A 17,377-nucleotide genomic window follows, 5' to 3' on the forward strand; every position below is an offset into this window, starting at 1 on the left:
CACGTATGCTGAGTTGCCCCTTTTTTTAATGTGATCACGCCCAAATTATTTTGAAATATATTTATTAAAACAGAAATCTATTCATAACGAAGTGCCTCAATAGGATCCAGATTTGCTGATTTTATAGCAGGATACAATCCAGAAACGAGCGCCACGATAAAACTTACGATAAATGCCGCTATCATTGCTCCCCACGGAATTACAAAAACAAAGTCCATCGCTGTAGAAAGCCCAAACCCGATTAATATTCCAAAAATAATTCCGACCAAACCACCTATTTGCCCAATCAGCAATGTTTCTATAAAAAACTGAAAGGCAATGGTAGTTTTTTTGGCTCCTAAAGCTTTTCGAACCCCAATTTCACGGGTACGCTCGGTAACCGAAACAATCATGATATTCATTAAGGCAATAGAGGATCCCAATATGGTAATAATCCCAATGAGCCACGATGCAAGTCCAAGATATTTGGTGATGCTCAGGATTCGGTTAATCAAATCATCGCTTCGAACGATTGCAAAATTATTGTCTTTTATAGGACTCAATTTTCGAACTCTGCGCATCGTGCTGTTCGCATTGTCAATAGCTTGATCCAATAATTCTTTTTTGCCAACCATAACACTCAAAGTATAGTTGATATTCGGAGCCGTAAATAAGGAACGTGCCACTTGTATAGGGATTAATACTCTTAAATCCTGGCTGTTCCCAAAGGTCGAGCCTTTCTCTTTTAATACGCCAATGACTTTAAATTTAGCACCTCTTATCGAAAGTATTTTGCCAATAGGGTTTATGTCTTTTAGAATTCCTTTTTTAAAATCGGAACCTACCACACAGGTATAGGTATTGTTGGAAATGTCAAAATTGGTGAAATTTCGTCCTAAATCGGTTTCGAGTCCTGAATTAGTCAAAAAATGCTCGTCAACGCCAAGGACCCTTATTTCGGGATCCGTTTTCAAGGCTTCGTATTTTACTTCGGCAGTCGCTGTCGCAGTAAAAGACAAAGAAGTTTCGGTCAATGGGTAATTGTATTTATTCTTGAAAGCCACCGCTTCAGGATAGGAAATGATAGGATTTATGATTTCTCGTTCCCCACCACCTCGTCTTCTGGAATTGCTTTCGTATTGGTTAATGTTGAAAGTGTTAGCTCCCATCGAGGCAAAATCGGAGGATAAAGTGTTCTCCAGCGCCGCAACAACTGTTAATATTCCAACCAAGGCAGTTATACCAATGGCAATAATCATTACCGTCAAAATGGTTCGTAGCAATTGAGTTCGAATGGAACCAAAAGCGATTCGGATATTTTCTTTGAATAATTTTAGCATCATACACGTTTGACACGAAAATACAATTTTTGTTACAAATACCGTTTGAAAAATTATCCTAAATAGTTGTAAGGAGCTATTTCCAGCTGTACACTATATCTGTTGTCCCGAACCCCGGGACAACAGGATGCCGTTTCCATCTGGGCTAGGGCATTCCGTTATTGAAACCAAATTATCCAATGGCACACGGATGACACAGATATAACGGATTTGCACAGATTGAAATCTGTTAATTTATATTCTAACTTTTTAGTTTTTACCCAAAGAATCAGTGTCGATCTGTTTAATCCGTGTCATCTGTGGCCCATTATGACGTATATTTTGTAACGACAAGGCATTTTGTTGTTAAATCAGCTTTAAAATTAAATCACAAATTTTTCAAAAGGAATTATTTTAAAAGTAAGATATTTGCAGAGTGATATAGAGGATTTCGTTTTCAATTAAAAAAGTTTTACTTGAATCTAATAATCTATAAATCCAAAAATCTGCAATCTAAAAAAAAAATGGCATCAAAACCGAGTATTCCAAAAGGAACCAGAGATTTTTCACCTGCTGAGGTGGCAAAAAGACAATACATTATCCAAATCATAAAAAGCAATTTCGAGAAATTTGGATTCCAACCTATAGAAACGCCTTCATTCGAAAATTCTGAAACCTTAATGGGGAAATACGGAGAAGAAGGCGACCGATTAATTTTTAAGATATTAAACTCGGGAGATTTTTTGGCAAAAGCCAATGAAACTCACCTGGAAGCCAAAGATAGCACACGATTAACATCAAGTATTTCAGAGAAAGCCTTGCGTTATGACTTGACTGTTCCGTTTGCGCGTTATGTGGTTCAACACCAAAACGAAATTGAATTCCCGTTCAAAAGATATCAAATCCAACCTGTTTGGCGCGCCGATCGTCCTCAAAAAGGACGTTTCAGAGAATTTTTTCAATGTGATGCAGATGTGGTGGGATCTAAATCCCTTTGGCAGGAAGTGGAGTTGGTACAATTGTACGATTCTGTTTTTACTGCTTTAGGACTTGAAGGTGTTACCATCAAAATCAATAACCGAAAAATACTTTCTGGAATTGCCGAAGTAATCGGTGCATCGGATAAGTTGATTGATTTTACGGTAGCCTTGGACAAATTGGACAAAATAGGTGAGGACGGCGTAAAGAAAGAAATGATCGAAAAAGGAATTGCCGAAGAAGCGATTACCAAAGTACAGCCGTTATTCAATTTCACGGGAACAATCTCTGAGAAAATAGAAAAGCTGTCTGTTTTACTTTCTGCATCTACCGAGGGAATGAGAGGAGTTGAAGAACTGCGTTTCATTTGTGACAATGTGATCAATTTAGGATTGTCAACGGCAAGTTTGGATTTGGATGTAACATTGGCAAGAGGACTGAATTATTATACAGGCGCTATTTTTGAAGTGGCTGCTCCAAAAACCGTTGCTATGGGTTCCATCGGTGGTGGTGGACGCTATGATGATTTGACCGGTATTTTTGGATTGAAAAATATGAGTGGAGTAGGTATATCTTTTGGACTTGACCGAATCTATTTGGTGGTTGAAGAGTTAGGATTGTTCCCGGAAGCGGTAACTTCGACTTCAAGAGCATTGTTTATCAATTACGGAGAGAAAGAAGCTTTCTATTCGATGAAAGCGATCAAAGAATTGCGCGCATCAGGAATAAAAGTTGAATTATATCCAGATAATGCCAAAGTGGCCAAACAATTCCAACACGCCGATAAACGATTCATCCCTTATGCGGTAATCGTGGGCGAAGAGGAAATGAATGACAATCAATATAGTTTAAAAGACTTAGTTTCTGGAGAACAGAAAAAAGTAAGCTTGGAAGAGTTGAATGAAATTTTAAAATAACTGAAAAGGCTGCAATTGCAGCCTTTTTTTATGGAATAAATTTAGCCTGATTCAACATCCAGATATAAATTTTATCTTCTCTAAAATAGCGCTCGACACTGCCGTGATCTCCACCTTTATCAATGGTAAAAGTTAGATTGGCATTGGGATTGCAGGTTTTAATGGCTTTGACCATTTTTCTGGATTCTGATAATGGAACTATATAATCTCTGTTTCCGTGAATAACCCACAAAGGAACTGTTGCCAAGTTGCAGGCATCTTTTGTGTTTCCGCCTCCACAAATGGCGACTGCCGCGGTGACTTTATCGGGATATTTGCCCGCAAAATCAAAAGTACCGTATCCGCCTAAGCTCATTCCGCATACATAAACTCTCGATAAATCAGTGTTGTAATTGTTTTGCACATATTCCAAAAGTTTTAAGAGCTTGTCTGGATCCCAAGCACCGTTAGCTACCTGAGGAGCAATAACGATTGCTGGTATTTCTTTTCCTCTCTCGATGGCTCGAATTACGCCGTAACGTTTTACTCGATCCAAATTAGTGCCTGAGAGGCTCTTCCCGTGAAGGAATAAAATGATAGGCGCTTTTTTGTCCAATACGTCCTGACTAGGCAAATTAATCCAGAAAGGGTATTCGGTTTGGTCTGTAATTGCTTTTAGTTGCGCTTGTGCAGTAGGAATGCCACAAAGCATAAGTAGGTAAAGTAAAATGTAAAATCGCATTAGTTTGGGGGTAATGTTTTGAAATGGGTTCGCAAAATACCTTTTTATAATTAAAAGGGGAAACTTTTTTTAGCCCAATATCATTAATTTAAGGATTTCTCTCTAAATTTTTTAAAATCTAGCTCTCGCAAAGACGCGAAGACGCAAAGAAATCGGTTCTGAATTTTGCGCCTTTGTGAGAACAATTAAAGCTTAACTTAATGATATTGTCCTTTAGCCCAATGTCATTAAGTTTAAGGATTACTATTTTTATTTTCACGCAGATTTCGCAGATTTACGCAGAAAAAAAAGTAAAAAATCTGCCGAATCTGCTGAATCTGCGTGCTGTTTTTTTTTAATTTTTCCCTTAACTTAATGATATTGCCCTTTAGCCCCGGTAGAAGTGAAAATCCTTCTAAGCTGGTGTTCAGCTTAGAAGATTGCAACGGATGGCGGGACAAATGTCTCTTAAAAATTCCAAATCTTTCTGCTCCAAAAAAATATTATCGAATGTAACTGGCGTGAACTACGGATAGTCCTATTGCCTTAAAACGTTGTTGATAAGTCATTTATTTGGTTTTAAAAAGCGAAATAGTGTGAATAATACAATACTTGATGAGAATTGTATAATATTTCTTGAGGATAATAAAATCACCTTTGTTGAATGAAATCATATAATTCCTAAAACAAAATAAAATGAAAGCTAAAATTTTACTATTCACCTTTGCGATACTATGTATTGCATTAATTACCGGATGCGAAAATGACGATTTTAAAGAAGTCGTTGGAGTATGTCCGATAGTGGAATCTACAACTCCTTTGAGCAACGCATTAGATGTTCCGTTAGGACAAGTTATTACCGTTACGTTCAACGAGGAAATGGATCCAAGTTCGATTACTTCAACCTCATTTACGGTAGTTGGAGCTGCACCCATAGCGGGAACGGTTACTTATGCAGACAGGACTGCCTCATTCACGCCAACACTTCCACTAGCGGAAAATACCACTTATACTGCTAGAGTTACTACAAAAGTAAAAGACTTAGTGGGTAATTTTTTGCAGGTTGAGCATGTATGGGCATTTTCAACAGGTACGCTTTTGAGACCTGTAGTGCTTACAACGGATCCAATTAATAATGCCATAGCTGTGAAGTTTGATAAAACAATATCGGCGACATTCAATATGGTAATGAATCCATCAACATTAAACGGCAGCACTTTTAAAGTGAATCAAGGGGTTGACGTTGTGGCGGGAACAATTTCCTACACGGGTTCAACAGTATCTTTTGTTCCAACAAATCCTTTAGTAGCCAATAAAATCTATACGGTAACTATAACTACTGGTGCTAAGAATTCACTGAATACTGCAATGGTTGCAGATTATGTATGGAATTTCACAACAGATATTGTGCCAACAGTAGCTGTAACAGATCCACTTAATAATGCCATTAATGTTGCCTTAAATCAAACAGTAACTGCTGATTTTAGTACTATAATGGATGCTTCTACAATCAATGCGACCACATTTACTTTGAAACAGGGGACAACAACAATTACAGGAACGGTTTCTTATTCAGGTACTACAGCTTCCTTTAATCCAACAAATTCATTGGTGATTGGGAAAGTTTATACAGCAACAATTACAAATGGAGCAAAAAACGCAGTTGGGACAGCATTGGCTAGTGACTATGTTTGGGAATTTACAACTATACTGGCTCCTCCTGCAGCAATAATTATTGATCTTGGTACTGCAGCTATGTTTGGTACTTTTGGTGGAAATGCCGGGGTAACAAACCAAGGGTTAAACACAGTGATAAACAATGGAAGCATCGGGACGACTGCAGCTTCTACCCTTATTACAGGATTTCATGATGGTCTAGTAATTTACACTGAAACTCCTCTAAATGTAGGGAACGTGACAGGTGATATATTTACTGCACCTCCTGCTCCAGGGACAGCCACTTCATTTGCTGTAGCACAACAAGCATTGCTTGATGCTAATGCAGCCTATTTAAGTATTTCACCTGCATCAAAACCAGGTGGTTCAGATCCGAATGCTGGAGAATTAGGAGGATTGACATTAGCTCCGGGAGTTTATAAATCAGCAAGCGGTACTTTCAAAATCAGCAATGGTGATCTGACGCTTGATGCGCAAGGTGACCCAAATGCTACTTGGATTTTCCAAACTGCTTCAGGACTTACGGTTGGAATTGCAGGTCCTACAGGTGCCAAAAGTGTAATATTGATAAACGGCGGATTAGCTAATAATGTGTTTTGGTATGTAGGTAGTGCAGCTACTATCAACAGTGCTGGTGGCGGAACGATGGTCGGAAATATTATTGCCAATTCGGGTGTTACTTTTTCTACCGCCGGAAATGCAGCCCAAACGGTACTCAACGGAAGAGCAATATCTTTAGTCTCCTCTGTGACCATGGTAAATACAACCATTAATGTACCATAAAACAACACTGCTAAATAGTATATCCCGTTTTCGGACGGGATTCTTCTCAATAAAAAATAACATCTAAATAGAAAAAAAATGAAAACTAAAATTAGTTTTAAAACGGAATCATATACAACGTGGATTTCAGAGAATTTTCTCTTAAACACCCTTTTCTTATTGACTTTGTTGTGCTTAAGTGCTCAAACAAAGCTTCAGGCGCAAGAGGTTAATTACACAAAACCTACTTGGTATTTTGGTGTTGCAGCAGCCACCAACTATAGTTTTTACCGTGGCTCAACACATCAGCTTAATTCGAGTTTAACTCCTCCGGTTACTTTTCATAATGGAGAAGGAGCAGGGCTTTATTTGGCACCGGTTATTGAATATTATAAACCGAATACAATATTGGGATTTATGTTTCAGGCAGGTTATGACAGCAGAAAAGGATCGTTTGATCAGAAAACCACTCCTTGTAATTGCCCCGCAGATTTATCTACAGAATTAAGTTATATTACGGTAGAGCCTAGTATTCGTATTGCACCATTTAAATCTAATTTTTATATATACGGAGGTCCACGTTTGGCTTTCAATGTGGATAAATCATTTAAATATCAGTTAGGAATTAATCCTGCTTATCCCAATCAAGAGGCAACGCCTGAGGTAAGAGGTGATTTTGACAATGTTGACCAAACGCTTATTTCTATGCAAGTTGGAGCAGGGTTTGATATTCCGTTATCCTCGCAAAAACATAAAACACAATTTCTTTTGTCTCCGTTTGTGAATTTTCAACCTTATTTTGGACAACATCCCCGCTCAACCGAGACTTGGAGTTTAAGCACTCTTAGAGTTGGTATGGCACTTAAATTTGGACAAGGAAGTAAAACGGAAACTCCGGAAGTGGAAACATCTCAAGTTCAGTTTTCGGTATATGCACCTAAGAATATTCCGGGAGAACGTAACGTAAGAGAGGTATTTCCATTACGGAATTATGTTTTTTATGATCTTGAATCGAATAAAATACCAAGTCGTTACAAATTATTACAAAAAGAGAATGTAAAAGATTTCAATGAAGATCAGATAGGAGGAGTTACGGCTTCTGTGAATCCTTCAGGTCGTTCCACACGACAAATGACGGTTTATTATAATGTAATCAATATTCTTGGGAATCGAATGGTAAAAAATCCTTCAGCGACTATTACGCTTGTTGGTTCTTCAGAAAAAGGATCAGAAGATGGTGTTGTGATGGCTGAATCTATCAAAACTTATTTGGTTGATGTATTCGGAATAAAATCGGCAAGAATAACTACGAAAGGGCAGTTAAAACCCAATATTCCATCTGAACAAGCTGGAGGGACAAAAGAATTGGAATTACTTCGCGAGGGGGATCGTAGAGTTTCCATCGAAAGTAATTCACCTGAATTATTGATGGAATTTCAAAGCGGTCCAGATGCTCCATTAAAACCATTAGAGTTTGTGACTGTTCAGGAAGCGCCTATAGACAGTTATGTTACTATTGATGCGACAGGTGCAGGACAAGCGTATTCTTCATGGTCTTTGGAAACTACTGATCCAGACGGACAAATGAAAACTTTTGGCCCTTATACTCAAGAAAAAGTAAGCATTCCTGGTAAAAGTATTATGGGAACTCGTGCTGAAGGAGATTATAAAGTAAAAATGATTGGAAAAACAAAAAGCGGCAAAATTGAAGAAAAAGTAACCACTACTCACATGGTGCTTTGGACACCGTCTAAAACAGAAGAAGGACTTAGGTATAGCATAATTTTTGAATTTAATAAATCAAAAGCAATTGCTATGTATGAAAAATATTTGAGAGAAGTCGTTACGCCTAAAATACCTAAAAACGGTGTAGTTATCATTCATGGTCATACCGACATCATTGGTGAAGAGTCTTATAATTTGAATTTATCTTTGGACAGAGCCAATGAAGTAAAGAACATTATGGAAAAGGCATTGTCTGATTCAGGCAGAAGAGATGTGAAATTTGAAGTTCATGGTTTTGGTGAAGACGAAAGTACGTCCCCTTTTGAAAATAAACTTCCTGAAGAGCGTTTTTACAACCGTACCGTGATAATCGACATTATTCCTGCTGCTAAATAAAAAGTGTAATTTGGTTGTGATCTCTTTTAGAGTATGAGAAGACAGGAACTTAAAGGCCTGTCTTTTTGTTTAGAAGTAATAAACAAACCCTTAAATAATTGATGTTTAAGGGTTTGTTTTTTGTAGCGAAGAATGGAGTTGAACCCGTGACCTCAGGGTTATGAATATCTAATTCAGATTTTTTTTTTATTTTTTGAGGTATTGATTTATAAATGTTTTTTGTGAAAATTGGCTTTTCGATATTTTTTGACTTTTTCTCACTCTCCTTTTGTAGATGATTAATCTAAATTCAGTTTGAAAATAGCTATATTAAAATGTCTTGTTTAACATGATATTTATAACGTGTTAACTTTTTTTACTTTTTCTAACATGAGAATTTTAACATGTTAAGTTTTTTTAGTTTTTTTTACATGATACTAACATCTTGTTGATTTTTTTTTTAATTATTTGAACTTAAACTGCTGCGGAGCATTGTGCAGAAAGTCATATAAGGCTGTATTAATATAGAAATTTTCTTTTCCTATTTTATGTAATGTTACTAATTCTAGTTGTATAAGTTGTTCTAGATATTTTGAAGCTGTTTGTCTTGTAATATCCAAATCGTGCACTAGAAAATCAATCTTAGTATAAGGATGTTTAAATAAATTATTAATTAAATCTTGAGAATATATTTTTGGTAAATTGGTTCGAATTTTTTGTTTGTAATCCATCATTAGCTTTTTAATTCCCCTGATTATACCAGTAGTTTGATTAGATGTTTGTTCTACAGCTTCAAGCATAAATAAAATCCATGGCTCCCAATTTTGAGTAATTCTGGTTTCTTGTAATAAGTGATAATAACTTCCTTTGTTTTGATTTATATATCTGCTTAAATAAAGGATAGGTAAGTGTAATAGATCTTCTTTTACTAGATATAAAATATTAATTATTCTTCCAGTTCTACCGTTTCCATCATAGAATGGGTGAATACTTTCAAACTGATGATGTATAATTGCCATTTTCACTAATGGATCAATATCAGTTAAACTATCATCATTCATAAAGTTTTCTAAATTACTCATCAACGAAACAATTTCATTATGGCTTTGTGGTGGAGTATAAACAGTTTCGCCAGTTTCACCGTTTTTAAGTGCAGTACCCGGAAGTTTTCTAAAACCTGATTTGGTTTCTTCAAGTATACTTTGTATCTCTATAATTTGATTGCAAGTAATAAGTCGTTTTTCACGTACAATACTAAATCCTTCCTTTAAAGCTGAAGCATAATTATAAACTTCTTTGGCTGCTGAACTAGCAAATTGCTGTGCTATATTGTCACTACTGAATAATTCATCGTGTGTTGTAATGATATTTTCAATAGCCGAACTATCCTTTGCTTCTTGTAGAGAAAGTGTATTTAAGACAATAACTTCATTTGGAATAGTTTCAGCAACTCCGTTAAGTTCAGCAAGTGCTTTGTGTGCCAATGCTAATTTTTTAAGCACTACCTTACTTTCTACTTCGTGTTGTAAAGGCAATGATGGAAGGGAATATTGGCTCATTTGTTTTAATTTTATATTATGGATTTTAAGCTTGATTGATTTGTTAATATTGTTATAATCAACTTTTAAAACATATTTATTTAGAGTTGTAAATCTAAGTAATTTTTATAATATCGGTTTTACCATAGAAGTTCTTCCATTAGAAATAATGAAATTTTATTATTTTGTTTTGAAATAAAAAAGAATGAGATAAATATTTTCAAAATAGAAGCTATTCGTAATCATAATACAAATTAAATAGTACCTACTATTACAATTGCATTGTGTTTTACATTGTAAATTTAATAACTCTTAAGTTTTAAATCTGTAAGTATTATGTATCCCGATTCAATAAATCCGAAATACACATTTGATAATGCGCATAATAGTAAATGTGTTTATTGCAATGAGCAACTTTCTATTCAAAAAATTGATAAGATTTTAAATGTTTCTTTAGCTGATATTGAAAGACGTTTCTATGGACATAGAATAAAAATGGAGAATATTCATGGTGATTTTACTAAGAATTACTTTAAGATTATTTCCGAATTAATGTATGAGAGTACTATTCTAGGAATTTGTTTGACTTGTGGATGGTGGAAAATTTCAGAAAAGTACTGGATAGGAGCAGAGTACCAAATGTGGGATGTTTTTTTTAGTTTAAATGGAACGTTGAGAAATCTGGATTTAAATAAATCTGATTTACCCTTATCTGAAATAAGGTCTTATTTGGTTAGGAATTATGAAAAAAGATATAATATTAATCCCAGACTTTTTGAAGAATTAGTAGCTGATGTATATAGTGATTTTGGTTATCAAAGTATTTGCACTGGATACACAAATGATGGAGGGATTGATGTAATTCTATTAAAAAAGAATTCAGTAATCGGTGTGCAAGTTAAAAGATCAAAGAATAAAATTAAAGTGGAGCAGATACGATCTTTACTAGGCTCAATGATAATTAATCAATACAAAGCAGGTATGTTTGTTTGTACTTCCGATTTCCAAAAAGGTGCATACTCTATAGCCAAGCGATTTTCTATAGAACTTATAAATGGAAATAAATTTTACGATCAGTTAAGAGATGCTCAGGTGATACGGAATCAATTATCTACAATTGATTTGACTAGCGTTAAAAATTTGTATTATGAAGATTGTTATCCAATGAATAGTTTGTAGATTATTGCAAATGCTTAATGTGTGATAAGTCACTCCTTTTCGTGACTCCTGTGAGTGGTAGTTAGATGTTTCTGAAACATAATTTCAATAAAAAACCCTTAAACAATTGATGTTTAAGGGTTTGTTCTTGTAGCGAAGACGGGAGTTGAACCCGTGACCTCAGGGTTATGAATCCTGCGCTCTAACCGACTGAGCTACCTCGCCATATTTGGGATATATCCTATCCCTGAATGCGGGTGCAAATATAAAACAATAATTAGAGTTTGCAAGTAAAAAACAACAAAAAAAAATTTTTTTTGAAAACGTTTTTTTTTGAAAGTAATAATCTATATATTTCGCAAAAATTAGACAAAATTCATGGATTTAAAAGTGCGTTACGAAATCGAATTCCCCATAAATTCCTCTCCTCAATTGTTGTACCAATATATTTCGACACCTTCGGGTCTGTCCGAGTGGTTTGCAGATAATGTAAATTCTCGTGGTGAGTTTTTTACTTTTATCTGGAATGATTCCCAAGAGAAAGCAAGGTTAGCTTCCAAAAAATCAGGGGAGAAAGTGAAATTTAGATGGGTTGATGATAATAATAAGGATACGGAATATTTTTTCGAATTGAATATTTTGGTTGATGAATTGACAAAAGATGTGTCTTTAATGGTAGTTGACTTTGCTCGAAAAGAGGAAGTTGAAGAGGCAACGCAGCTTTGGGAAAACCAAATTTCGGACTTGAAACATGTTATTGGATCCGTATAGAAGAATTGCATATTATAGCTTATATTTGTCACGCTTTTTAGCGTGACTTTTTTTTAAATATAGTATGATAAATTTTAATGGTGCGATAGTATCTGAAGATACAAATATTTTAGTTCAAAACAGAGGCTTTTTGTATGGTGATGCCGTTTTTGAGACTGTGAAAATTGTAAATGGAAAAATACTGTTTTTAGAAGATCATTACTTCAGGTTAATGTCTTCCATGCGTGTGGTTCGAATGGAGATTCCAATGAATTTTACTATGGAATATTTGGAAGAACAAATTCTTTCATTGGTTAAAAACAACGATATAGCATCTTCTTCAAGGGCTAGAATTACAGTTTATAGAAATGATGGCGGGTATTATTTGCCACAAAACAATACTGTTTCTTTTTTGATACAAGCTGTTGCGATTGATAACACATCGTATTTACTTAGTGAAAGTGAATATGAAGTAGATTTATACAAGGATTTTTATGTTACTAAGCAATTATTGTCTTCGATTAAAACGACAAACCGATTGATAAATTTGACAGGAAGTATTTATGCTAATGAAAATGGATTGGATAATTGTATTCTAATTAACGATGCCAAAAATGTTGTTGAGGCTTTACAGGGTAATGTTTTTATGCTAAAAGGCAATCGATTAATCACTCCTCCAGTTTCAGAAGGCTGTTTGAATGGAGTTATGAGAAAGCAAATTTTAGAACTGTCCAAAAAAATAAATGGTATTGAAGTAACTGAGGAAATTATTTCTCCTTTTGATCTTCAAAAGGCGGATGAATTGTTTATAACCAATGTTATTAAGGGGGTACAACCGATAACAAAATATAGAAAAAAGGAATTTTCGATTGAATTTTCAAAAATTTTAGTTGCAAAACTGAATGAGACTTTAAACTTGGTTTAGTTTAAGTAAGGATTTTCGGGAGCGTTGGACCAGATTAGGTACTCGCCTCCCAATTCTATGATTTGCTCTTTCCAAAAATGAGCAGTTGATTTTCCAATTATTTTATTCTCGTAATTATTCTTGGTAATAATCCACGAATTGGCTTCCATTTCTTTTTCAAGTTGGTGTTCTTCCCATCCGGTATAGCCCAAAAAGAAACGAATATTTTCTTTTTTTATTTTGCCATTATTGATGAGTTCTTTTGTCGATTCAAAATCACCTCCCCAATAAATTCCGTTTGATATTTCAATACTGTTTGGAATTAATTCCGGAATGTTGTGAATAAAATAAAGATTATCCTGCTCTACTGGCCCACCATTAAAAATCTTGAAATTGGCGTTTATTTCGGGAATCAAATCATTGATGGTATATTTCAAGGGTTTGTTCATAATAAATCCTACCGAGCCATCTTCGTTATGATCTGCCAAGAGGATTACTGATCGATTAAATGATAAGTCCCCAATTATAGATGGTTCAGCTATAAGTAAATATCCTTTTTTTAATTTTTCTGAAATCATAAGGCTATATTTTTAATTAAATTTAAGAAAATTTAAATTGAATAACCAAATAATTTCGTTTTTAATCGTTTAAAAGCAAAAAAAAACCTTCCAATCGGAAGGTTTAATTATATAAGATAAACTATGATTAGTTTACTGCTCCTTCTAAATCAGCTCCAGCTTTGAATTTTACAACATTTTTTGCAGCGATTTGAATAGTTTTTCCAGTTTGAGGATTTCTTCCGTCTCTTGCAGCTCTTGAAGATACTGACCATGATCCGAATCCTACTAAAGATACTTTACCACCTTTTTTCAAAGTTCCACCTACATTTCCTAAAAATGATTCTAATGCCAATTTTGCAGCAGCTTTAGTGATTCCTGCATCAGCAGCGATAGCGTCGATTAATTCTGATTTGTTCATAATAATTTGATGTTAATTGTTGGTTAAAATAATTGTTAATAGAACAAAATTAGCAGGAAATACGGTCTGTGCAAGTGTTTTATACATTTTTAGCGTATTTTGTTAATAACTTACAATCTTTGTTCATAAAGTGGGTTAAAATTCTGAAAAAAACACTGCTTAACTCCTGTTTTTATTGACCTTAATGGACTTTTGCGTTTTCTGAAAAAGTAATTCCATTTAATAATTCGGAAGCAATCATTTTCTTTTTTCCTGGAAATTGAAGGGATAGTATTTGAATATATCCTTCTTTTACTGCAACTTTCATTTCTTTTTTGGTACAAATTAAACTACCGATAGTTTGAGTGTGTTCTTCTAAAATAGCTTTGGCCTCATAGATTTTTACATTCCACTCTTCATCTTTGTCTGAAAAAAAGCACCAAGCAGCTGGATAAGGACTTAGGCCTCGAATTAAATTGTAAATTTCAGTAATAGATTTTGACCAATCAATTTTGCAATTTTCTTTATTTAGCTTGTATGCTGTTTTGATATCAGATGAATCATTCTGAATCGTGGTTGTTGCATTTCCACTTTCAATCACTTTTAAAGTCTCTATTACGGTATCGCATCCTAAATGCATTAATCTATCATGCAATTGTCCCGCATTTTCGGTGTCATCGATTGCTGTTTCAGCACTCAAAATCATCGCTCCGGTGTCTATTTTGTCATCAATAAAAAAAGTAGTCACACCAGTTTTGGTTTCTCCGTTGATAATTGCCCAGTTAATAGGTGCCGCTCCTCTATAGTTAGGGAGGAGGGAAGCGTGTAGGTTAAATGTTCCCAATGATGGCATTTCCCATACTACTTTTGGCAACATTCGGAAAGCAACAACGATTTGTAGATTTGCGTTCAATGATTTTAATTCTTCAAGAAAGCTCTCGTCTTTTAGATTGGTTGGTTGTAATAGGTTTAAATTGTTTTCCAGTGCATATTCTTTTACTGCCGAATATTTCAGCTTTTGTCCTCGACCTGCAGGTTTGTCCGCTGCGGTGATTACACCAACCACTTCATAGTTGTTTTTGATTATGGTGTCCAGAATACCAACGGCAAATTCTGGAGTTCCCATAAATATAATTCTTAATTTTTCCATTAGGCTTTTAAAGTGTATTTATTGTTTTTTTTAATTATTAAAAGGTCGCCTTCCAATAATTGTTGTAATACAAAGATAACATCGTCTGCAGTATTTTTTGTTTTCTCTTGGATTTCTCTTGAATTTAAATCTTCACTTTGCAATAAAGTGATGATTTTTTTTGAAAGGGCATTGTAGTCTTTTTTAGGTTTGGTCAGTGTTATGCAATAGGAACAAATACCACAATTGGAAGTTGCTTTTTCTCCAAAATAATCCAAAATCATTTTACTCTTACAAACATTCTTTTCCTTTACATAATTCAGCACCGATTGTAGTTGTTCTTTTTTGAGTTCGTTTTGTCGTGCTAAATATTTGGCGACTTTGTTGATAGTTCTTTCGTCTTCCCGAATTTCATTGAAGATTAATGTAGCGTCATTGTTTTTAGAATGGTAATCTATAATTTCTTTGTCTTTCAGTTTGTGCAATACCGCTAATATTTCGGATTCAGAGTGATGTGATTTTTTTGCAATCATTGGTAAATTGAAGGCGGTCTGCATTTCATAAATTCCGGGATAAGTCCGCAGAATAGTCAAAATGATTTCTTCGTCATTGGGATTCAAACTCGTATAGCGAATGACTTCTTTGGAGGGGATTAAAAATTGCATTGTGATTTTTTCCGAAAATTCCTGAGACAAAGTCAATACACCTTGCCCGTCCAAAAAACGCATTGCATTGAAGGTTTTTAGTGCCGGGAATCCATATTTCAAACAAAAATGGTGCAAATTAAAAGTAAATTCTTCATTTATTCCTTCTCCATAGGCTATCTGAAAGTAATTGCAGAGTTTGATAAACATCGTGTTCAAAAAAGCTTTGTCAGGCAAAATATTTATGAATTGACTTTCAGTTTGAATGATATCTGAAGGACTAGTCAATAAAATGGCATAAGCTTTTTCACCGTTCCTTCCGGAGCGTCCCGCTTCCTGATAGTAATTTTCTATATTTTCCGGTAGCTGAATATGGATTACGGTTTTAACGTTGGGCTTGTCAATTCCCATTCCAAAGGCATTTGTGGCAACAATAACCTGCGCCTTTTCTTCCATCCAGAGTTGCATGTTTTTGTCTTTTTCTCTAGAGGTAAGACCTCCGTGATAATAAGTGCTTTTAAATCCTAACGTTTGCAATTGAGCCGAAATGTCCAAACACGATTTTCTGTTTCGAACATATATAATAGAAGGCTGAGGGTTTTTTTTAAGAATTTGTTGAATTCGAAAAAGCTTGTCTTCCACTTCAAAAACCATATAGGCAATATTCTTTCTGGCAAAAGATTTTTCAAATTGTTTGGGATTGTGCATCCCAAGTTCGGTAATAATATCTTCTTTTACTCTTGGAGTGGCAGTTGCTGTTAGAGCCAAAAACGGAACTTTTGGGAAATAAGTTTTCAATGCTGAAATCTTCAGATAAGCAGGGCGAAAATCATGTCCCCACTGAGAAACACAATGGGCTTCGTCAATGGTAATCAAGTTTATGGGAAGATTTTTTATACGTTCCAAAATCCAATCCGATTGCAAACGCTCCGGAGAAACATACAGAAATTTATAATTCCCAAATTGACAATTGTCAAGCAAGTCAATCATTTCCTCAGATCGTATTCCTCCAGTCAAAGCGATGGCTTTAATGCCGCGATTTTGCAAATTGGCAACTTGGTCTTTCATCAAAGCAACTAGCGGAGAAATAACCAAGCAGATTCCCTCTTCTATTAGGGCAGGCACTTGGAAGCAAATAGATTTACCGCCACCCGTTGGCATCAAGGCAAAAGTATCCTGACCACTTAAAACGGAATCAATAATTTCTTTTTGTAGTGATCTAAAGGTATTATGCTGCCAATATTTCTGAAGAATCGCTAATGCTTCTGGCATTATTTATGGTTTAGATTTTTAATAATTTACAATCTTGATTTTCAATAAATTGCTAAATTTTATCTAATATAAAAAGAATTCTGTTATCTACACTATCTTTTGGTACTTCAATTAGATTATAACCATAATCTGTGTAGGTTTTAGTAAGGTGTTTGTAGATGGTTTTTGCTTGTTCAAAATTTTCATAACGCTCACTGTCGCTTTCATAAATTTCCTCCCAAGGCGGGAGCATGAAAATTTTGGTGTACATATTTTCACGGCAGGCATTATCAAAATGCTCAGGATAATCATCACCAATATAGTCCAGATAAGCTACAACATCGGGGATTCCGCGGTCAATAAATACCCATTTGTGAGGTTCATTTTGAGCATTGTTAAATTGTTTTATTCTGCCATCAAGCAACATTTGGCTAAACAATAAAGGATCCTCCAAGAACAATTGTTCAATACCTCTTTTTTGGGCTTCAAGTGTAACTTCACGTGAAATTTCAGGGTAACAGCAATAGCCTTTCGTTTCCAAACTTTTAATAATAGAACTTTTCCCAGTACCGGGACCTCCAATGATAACAATAATTTCTTTCTGCACTTTCTGT

Annotated in this window: 14 protein-coding genes and 1 tRNA gene; 6 read left to right on the forward strand and 9 right to left on the reverse strand. The window is 34.9% G+C overall.

Annotated features, from left to right (window positions below):
- Positions 1 to 77: 77 nt before the first annotated feature.
- Entirely contained in the window at positions 78 to 1,322 is a 1,245-nt protein-coding gene (locus B0E44_RS12430) for an ABC transporter permease (protein ID WP_077375522.1), read from the reverse strand.
- Between the two features lie 500 nt (positions 1,323 to 1,822).
- Here B0E44_RS12430 and hisS point away from each other — a divergent pair, with 500 nt between their 5' ends.
- Positions 1,823 to 3,193, forward strand: a complete 1,371-nt coding sequence (gene hisS / locus B0E44_RS12435) for a histidine--tRNA ligase (RefSeq protein WP_077375698.1) — start codon at positions 1,823 to 1,825, stop codon at positions 3,191 to 3,193.
- Between the two features lie 28 nt (positions 3,194 to 3,221).
- Here the strand turns inward: hisS and B0E44_RS12440 are convergent, their stop codons facing one another.
- Positions 3,222 to 3,914 (reverse strand): dienelactone hydrolase family protein, encoded by a 693-nt coding sequence (locus B0E44_RS12440; RefSeq protein ID WP_077375524.1) that lies wholly within the window; start codon positions 3,912 to 3,914, stop codon positions 3,222 to 3,224.
- 675 nt (positions 3,915 to 4,589) lie between these two features.
- Here B0E44_RS12440 and B0E44_RS12445 point away from each other — a divergent pair.
- Positions 4,590 to 6,353, forward strand: coding sequence for an Ig-like domain-containing protein (locus B0E44_RS12445; protein ID WP_077375527.1), 1,764 nt, complete (start codon positions 4,590 to 4,592; stop codon positions 6,351 to 6,353).
- A 78-nt stretch (positions 6,354 to 6,431) separates the two neighbouring features.
- Positions 6,432 to 8,453 carry an OmpA family protein gene (locus tag B0E44_RS12450; RefSeq protein ID WP_077375530.1) on the forward strand — a complete coding sequence of 674 codons (2,022 nt, stop codon included), beginning with the start codon at positions 6,432 to 6,434 and terminating at the stop codon, positions 8,451 to 8,453.
- 443 nt (positions 8,454 to 8,896) lie between these two features.
- Here B0E44_RS12450 and B0E44_RS12455 read toward each other — a convergent pair whose 3' ends face one another.
- Positions 8,897 to 9,991 (reverse strand): Fic family protein, encoded by a 1,095-nt coding sequence (locus B0E44_RS12455; RefSeq protein WP_077375533.1) that lies wholly within the window; start codon positions 9,989 to 9,991, stop codon positions 8,897 to 8,899.
- Positions 9,992 to 10,306: 315 nt separating this feature from the next.
- On the opposite strand from B0E44_RS12455, the gene B0E44_RS12460 reads away from it, so the two are divergent.
- Positions 10,307 to 11,149, forward strand: coding sequence for a restriction endonuclease (locus tag B0E44_RS12460; RefSeq protein WP_077375536.1), 843 nt, complete (start codon positions 10,307 to 10,309; stop codon positions 11,147 to 11,149).
- 130 nt (positions 11,150 to 11,279) lie between these two features.
- On the opposite strand, the gene B0E44_RS12465 is transcribed toward B0E44_RS12460, so the two are convergent.
- A tRNA-Met gene (locus B0E44_RS12465) sits at positions 11,280 to 11,353 on the reverse strand.
- 153 nt (positions 11,354 to 11,506) lie between these two features.
- Between B0E44_RS12465 and B0E44_RS12470 the strand changes: the two genes are divergently transcribed.
- Together B0E44_RS12470 and B0E44_RS12475 are read left to right on the forward strand one after the other, a co-directional pair.
- Positions 11,507 to 11,899, forward strand: coding sequence for an START-like domain-containing protein (locus B0E44_RS12470; protein ID WP_077375539.1), 393 nt, complete (start codon positions 11,507 to 11,509; stop codon positions 11,897 to 11,899).
- A gap of 64 nt (positions 11,900 to 11,963) precedes the next feature.
- Positions 11,964 to 12,803, forward strand: a complete 840-nt coding sequence (locus B0E44_RS12475) for an aminotransferase class IV (protein WP_077375542.1) — start codon at positions 11,964 to 11,966, stop codon at positions 12,801 to 12,803.
- On the opposite strand, the gene B0E44_RS12480 is transcribed toward B0E44_RS12475, so the two are convergent.
- The 5 genes from B0E44_RS12480 to B0E44_RS12500 form a co-directional block, all read right to left on the reverse strand.
- A complete protein-coding gene (locus tag B0E44_RS12480; RefSeq protein WP_077375545.1) occupies positions 12,800 to 13,360 on the reverse strand; it encodes a YqgE/AlgH family protein in 561 nt (186 codons plus the stop codon). The genes B0E44_RS12475 and B0E44_RS12480 overlap by 4 nt on opposite strands.
- Positions 13,361 to 13,487: 127 nt before the next feature.
- Positions 13,488 to 13,760: an HU family DNA-binding protein gene (locus tag B0E44_RS12485; protein ID WP_077375548.1), complete on the reverse strand. Its 273-nt coding sequence runs from the start codon at positions 13,758 to 13,760 to the stop codon at positions 13,488 to 13,490.
- 181 nt (positions 13,761 to 13,941) lie between these two features.
- A complete protein-coding gene (fmt, locus tag B0E44_RS12490; protein ID WP_077375550.1) occupies positions 13,942 to 14,889 on the reverse strand; it encodes a methionyl-tRNA formyltransferase in 948 nt (315 codons plus the stop codon).
- Positions 14,889 to 16,784 (reverse strand): ATP-dependent DNA helicase RecQ, encoded by a 1,896-nt coding sequence (locus B0E44_RS12495; protein ID WP_077375553.1) that lies wholly within the window; start codon positions 16,782 to 16,784, stop codon positions 14,889 to 14,891. Before B0E44_RS12495 ends, fmt begins: the two co-directional genes overlap by 1 nt.
- A gap of 52 nt (positions 16,785 to 16,836) precedes the next feature.
- Entirely contained in the window at positions 16,837 to 17,370 is a 534-nt protein-coding gene (locus B0E44_RS12500) for an AAA family ATPase (RefSeq protein ID WP_077375556.1), read from the reverse strand.
- Positions 17,371 to 17,377: the final 7 nt, after the last annotated feature.

The sequence above is a fragment of the Flavobacterium sp. A45 genome (genome assembly GCF_002001005.1).
GTDB lineage: Bacteria > Bacteroidota > Bacteroidia > Flavobacteriales > Flavobacteriaceae > Flavobacterium.

Excerpts from the sequence above, each read along its gene's own strand:
- B0E44_RS12430 (WP_077375522.1), bottom strand. The coding sequence starts at position 1,322 with ATGATGCTAAAATTATTCAAAGAAAATATCCGAATCGCTTTTGGTTCC.
- hisS (WP_077375698.1), top strand. The coding sequence starts at position 1,823 with ATGGCATCAAAACCGAGTATTCCAAAAGGAACCAGAGATTTTTCACCT.
- B0E44_RS12440 (WP_077375524.1), bottom strand. The coding sequence starts at position 3,914 with ATGCGATTTTACATTTTACTTTACCTACTTATGCTTTGTGGCATTCCT.
- B0E44_RS12445 (WP_077375527.1), top strand. The coding sequence starts at position 4,590 with ATGAAAGCTAAAATTTTACTATTCACCTTTGCGATACTATGTATTGCA.
- B0E44_RS12450 (WP_077375530.1), top strand. The coding sequence starts at position 6,432 with ATGAAAACTAAAATTAGTTTTAAAACGGAATCATATACAACGTGGATT.
- B0E44_RS12455 (WP_077375533.1), bottom strand. The coding sequence starts at position 9,991 with ATGAGCCAATATTCCCTTCCATCATTGCCTTTACAACACGAAGTAGAA.
- B0E44_RS12460 (WP_077375536.1), top strand. The coding sequence starts at position 10,307 with ATGTATCCCGATTCAATAAATCCGAAATACACATTTGATAATGCGCAT.
- B0E44_RS12470 (WP_077375539.1), top strand. The coding sequence starts at position 11,507 with ATGGATTTAAAAGTGCGTTACGAAATCGAATTCCCCATAAATTCCTCT.
- B0E44_RS12475 (WP_077375542.1), top strand. The coding sequence starts at position 11,964 with ATGATAAATTTTAATGGTGCGATAGTATCTGAAGATACAAATATTTTA.
- B0E44_RS12480 (WP_077375545.1), bottom strand. The coding sequence starts at position 13,360 with ATGATTTCAGAAAAATTAAAAAAAGGATATTTACTTATAGCTGAACCA.
- B0E44_RS12485 (WP_077375548.1), bottom strand. The coding sequence starts at position 13,760 with ATGAACAAATCAGAATTAATCGACGCTATCGCTGCTGATGCAGGAATC.
- fmt (WP_077375550.1), bottom strand. The coding sequence starts at position 14,889 with ATGGAAAAATTAAGAATTATATTTATGGGAACTCCAGAATTTGCCGTT.
- B0E44_RS12495 (WP_077375553.1), bottom strand. The coding sequence starts at position 16,784 with ATGCCAGAAGCATTAGCGATTCTTCAGAAATATTGGCAGCATAATACC.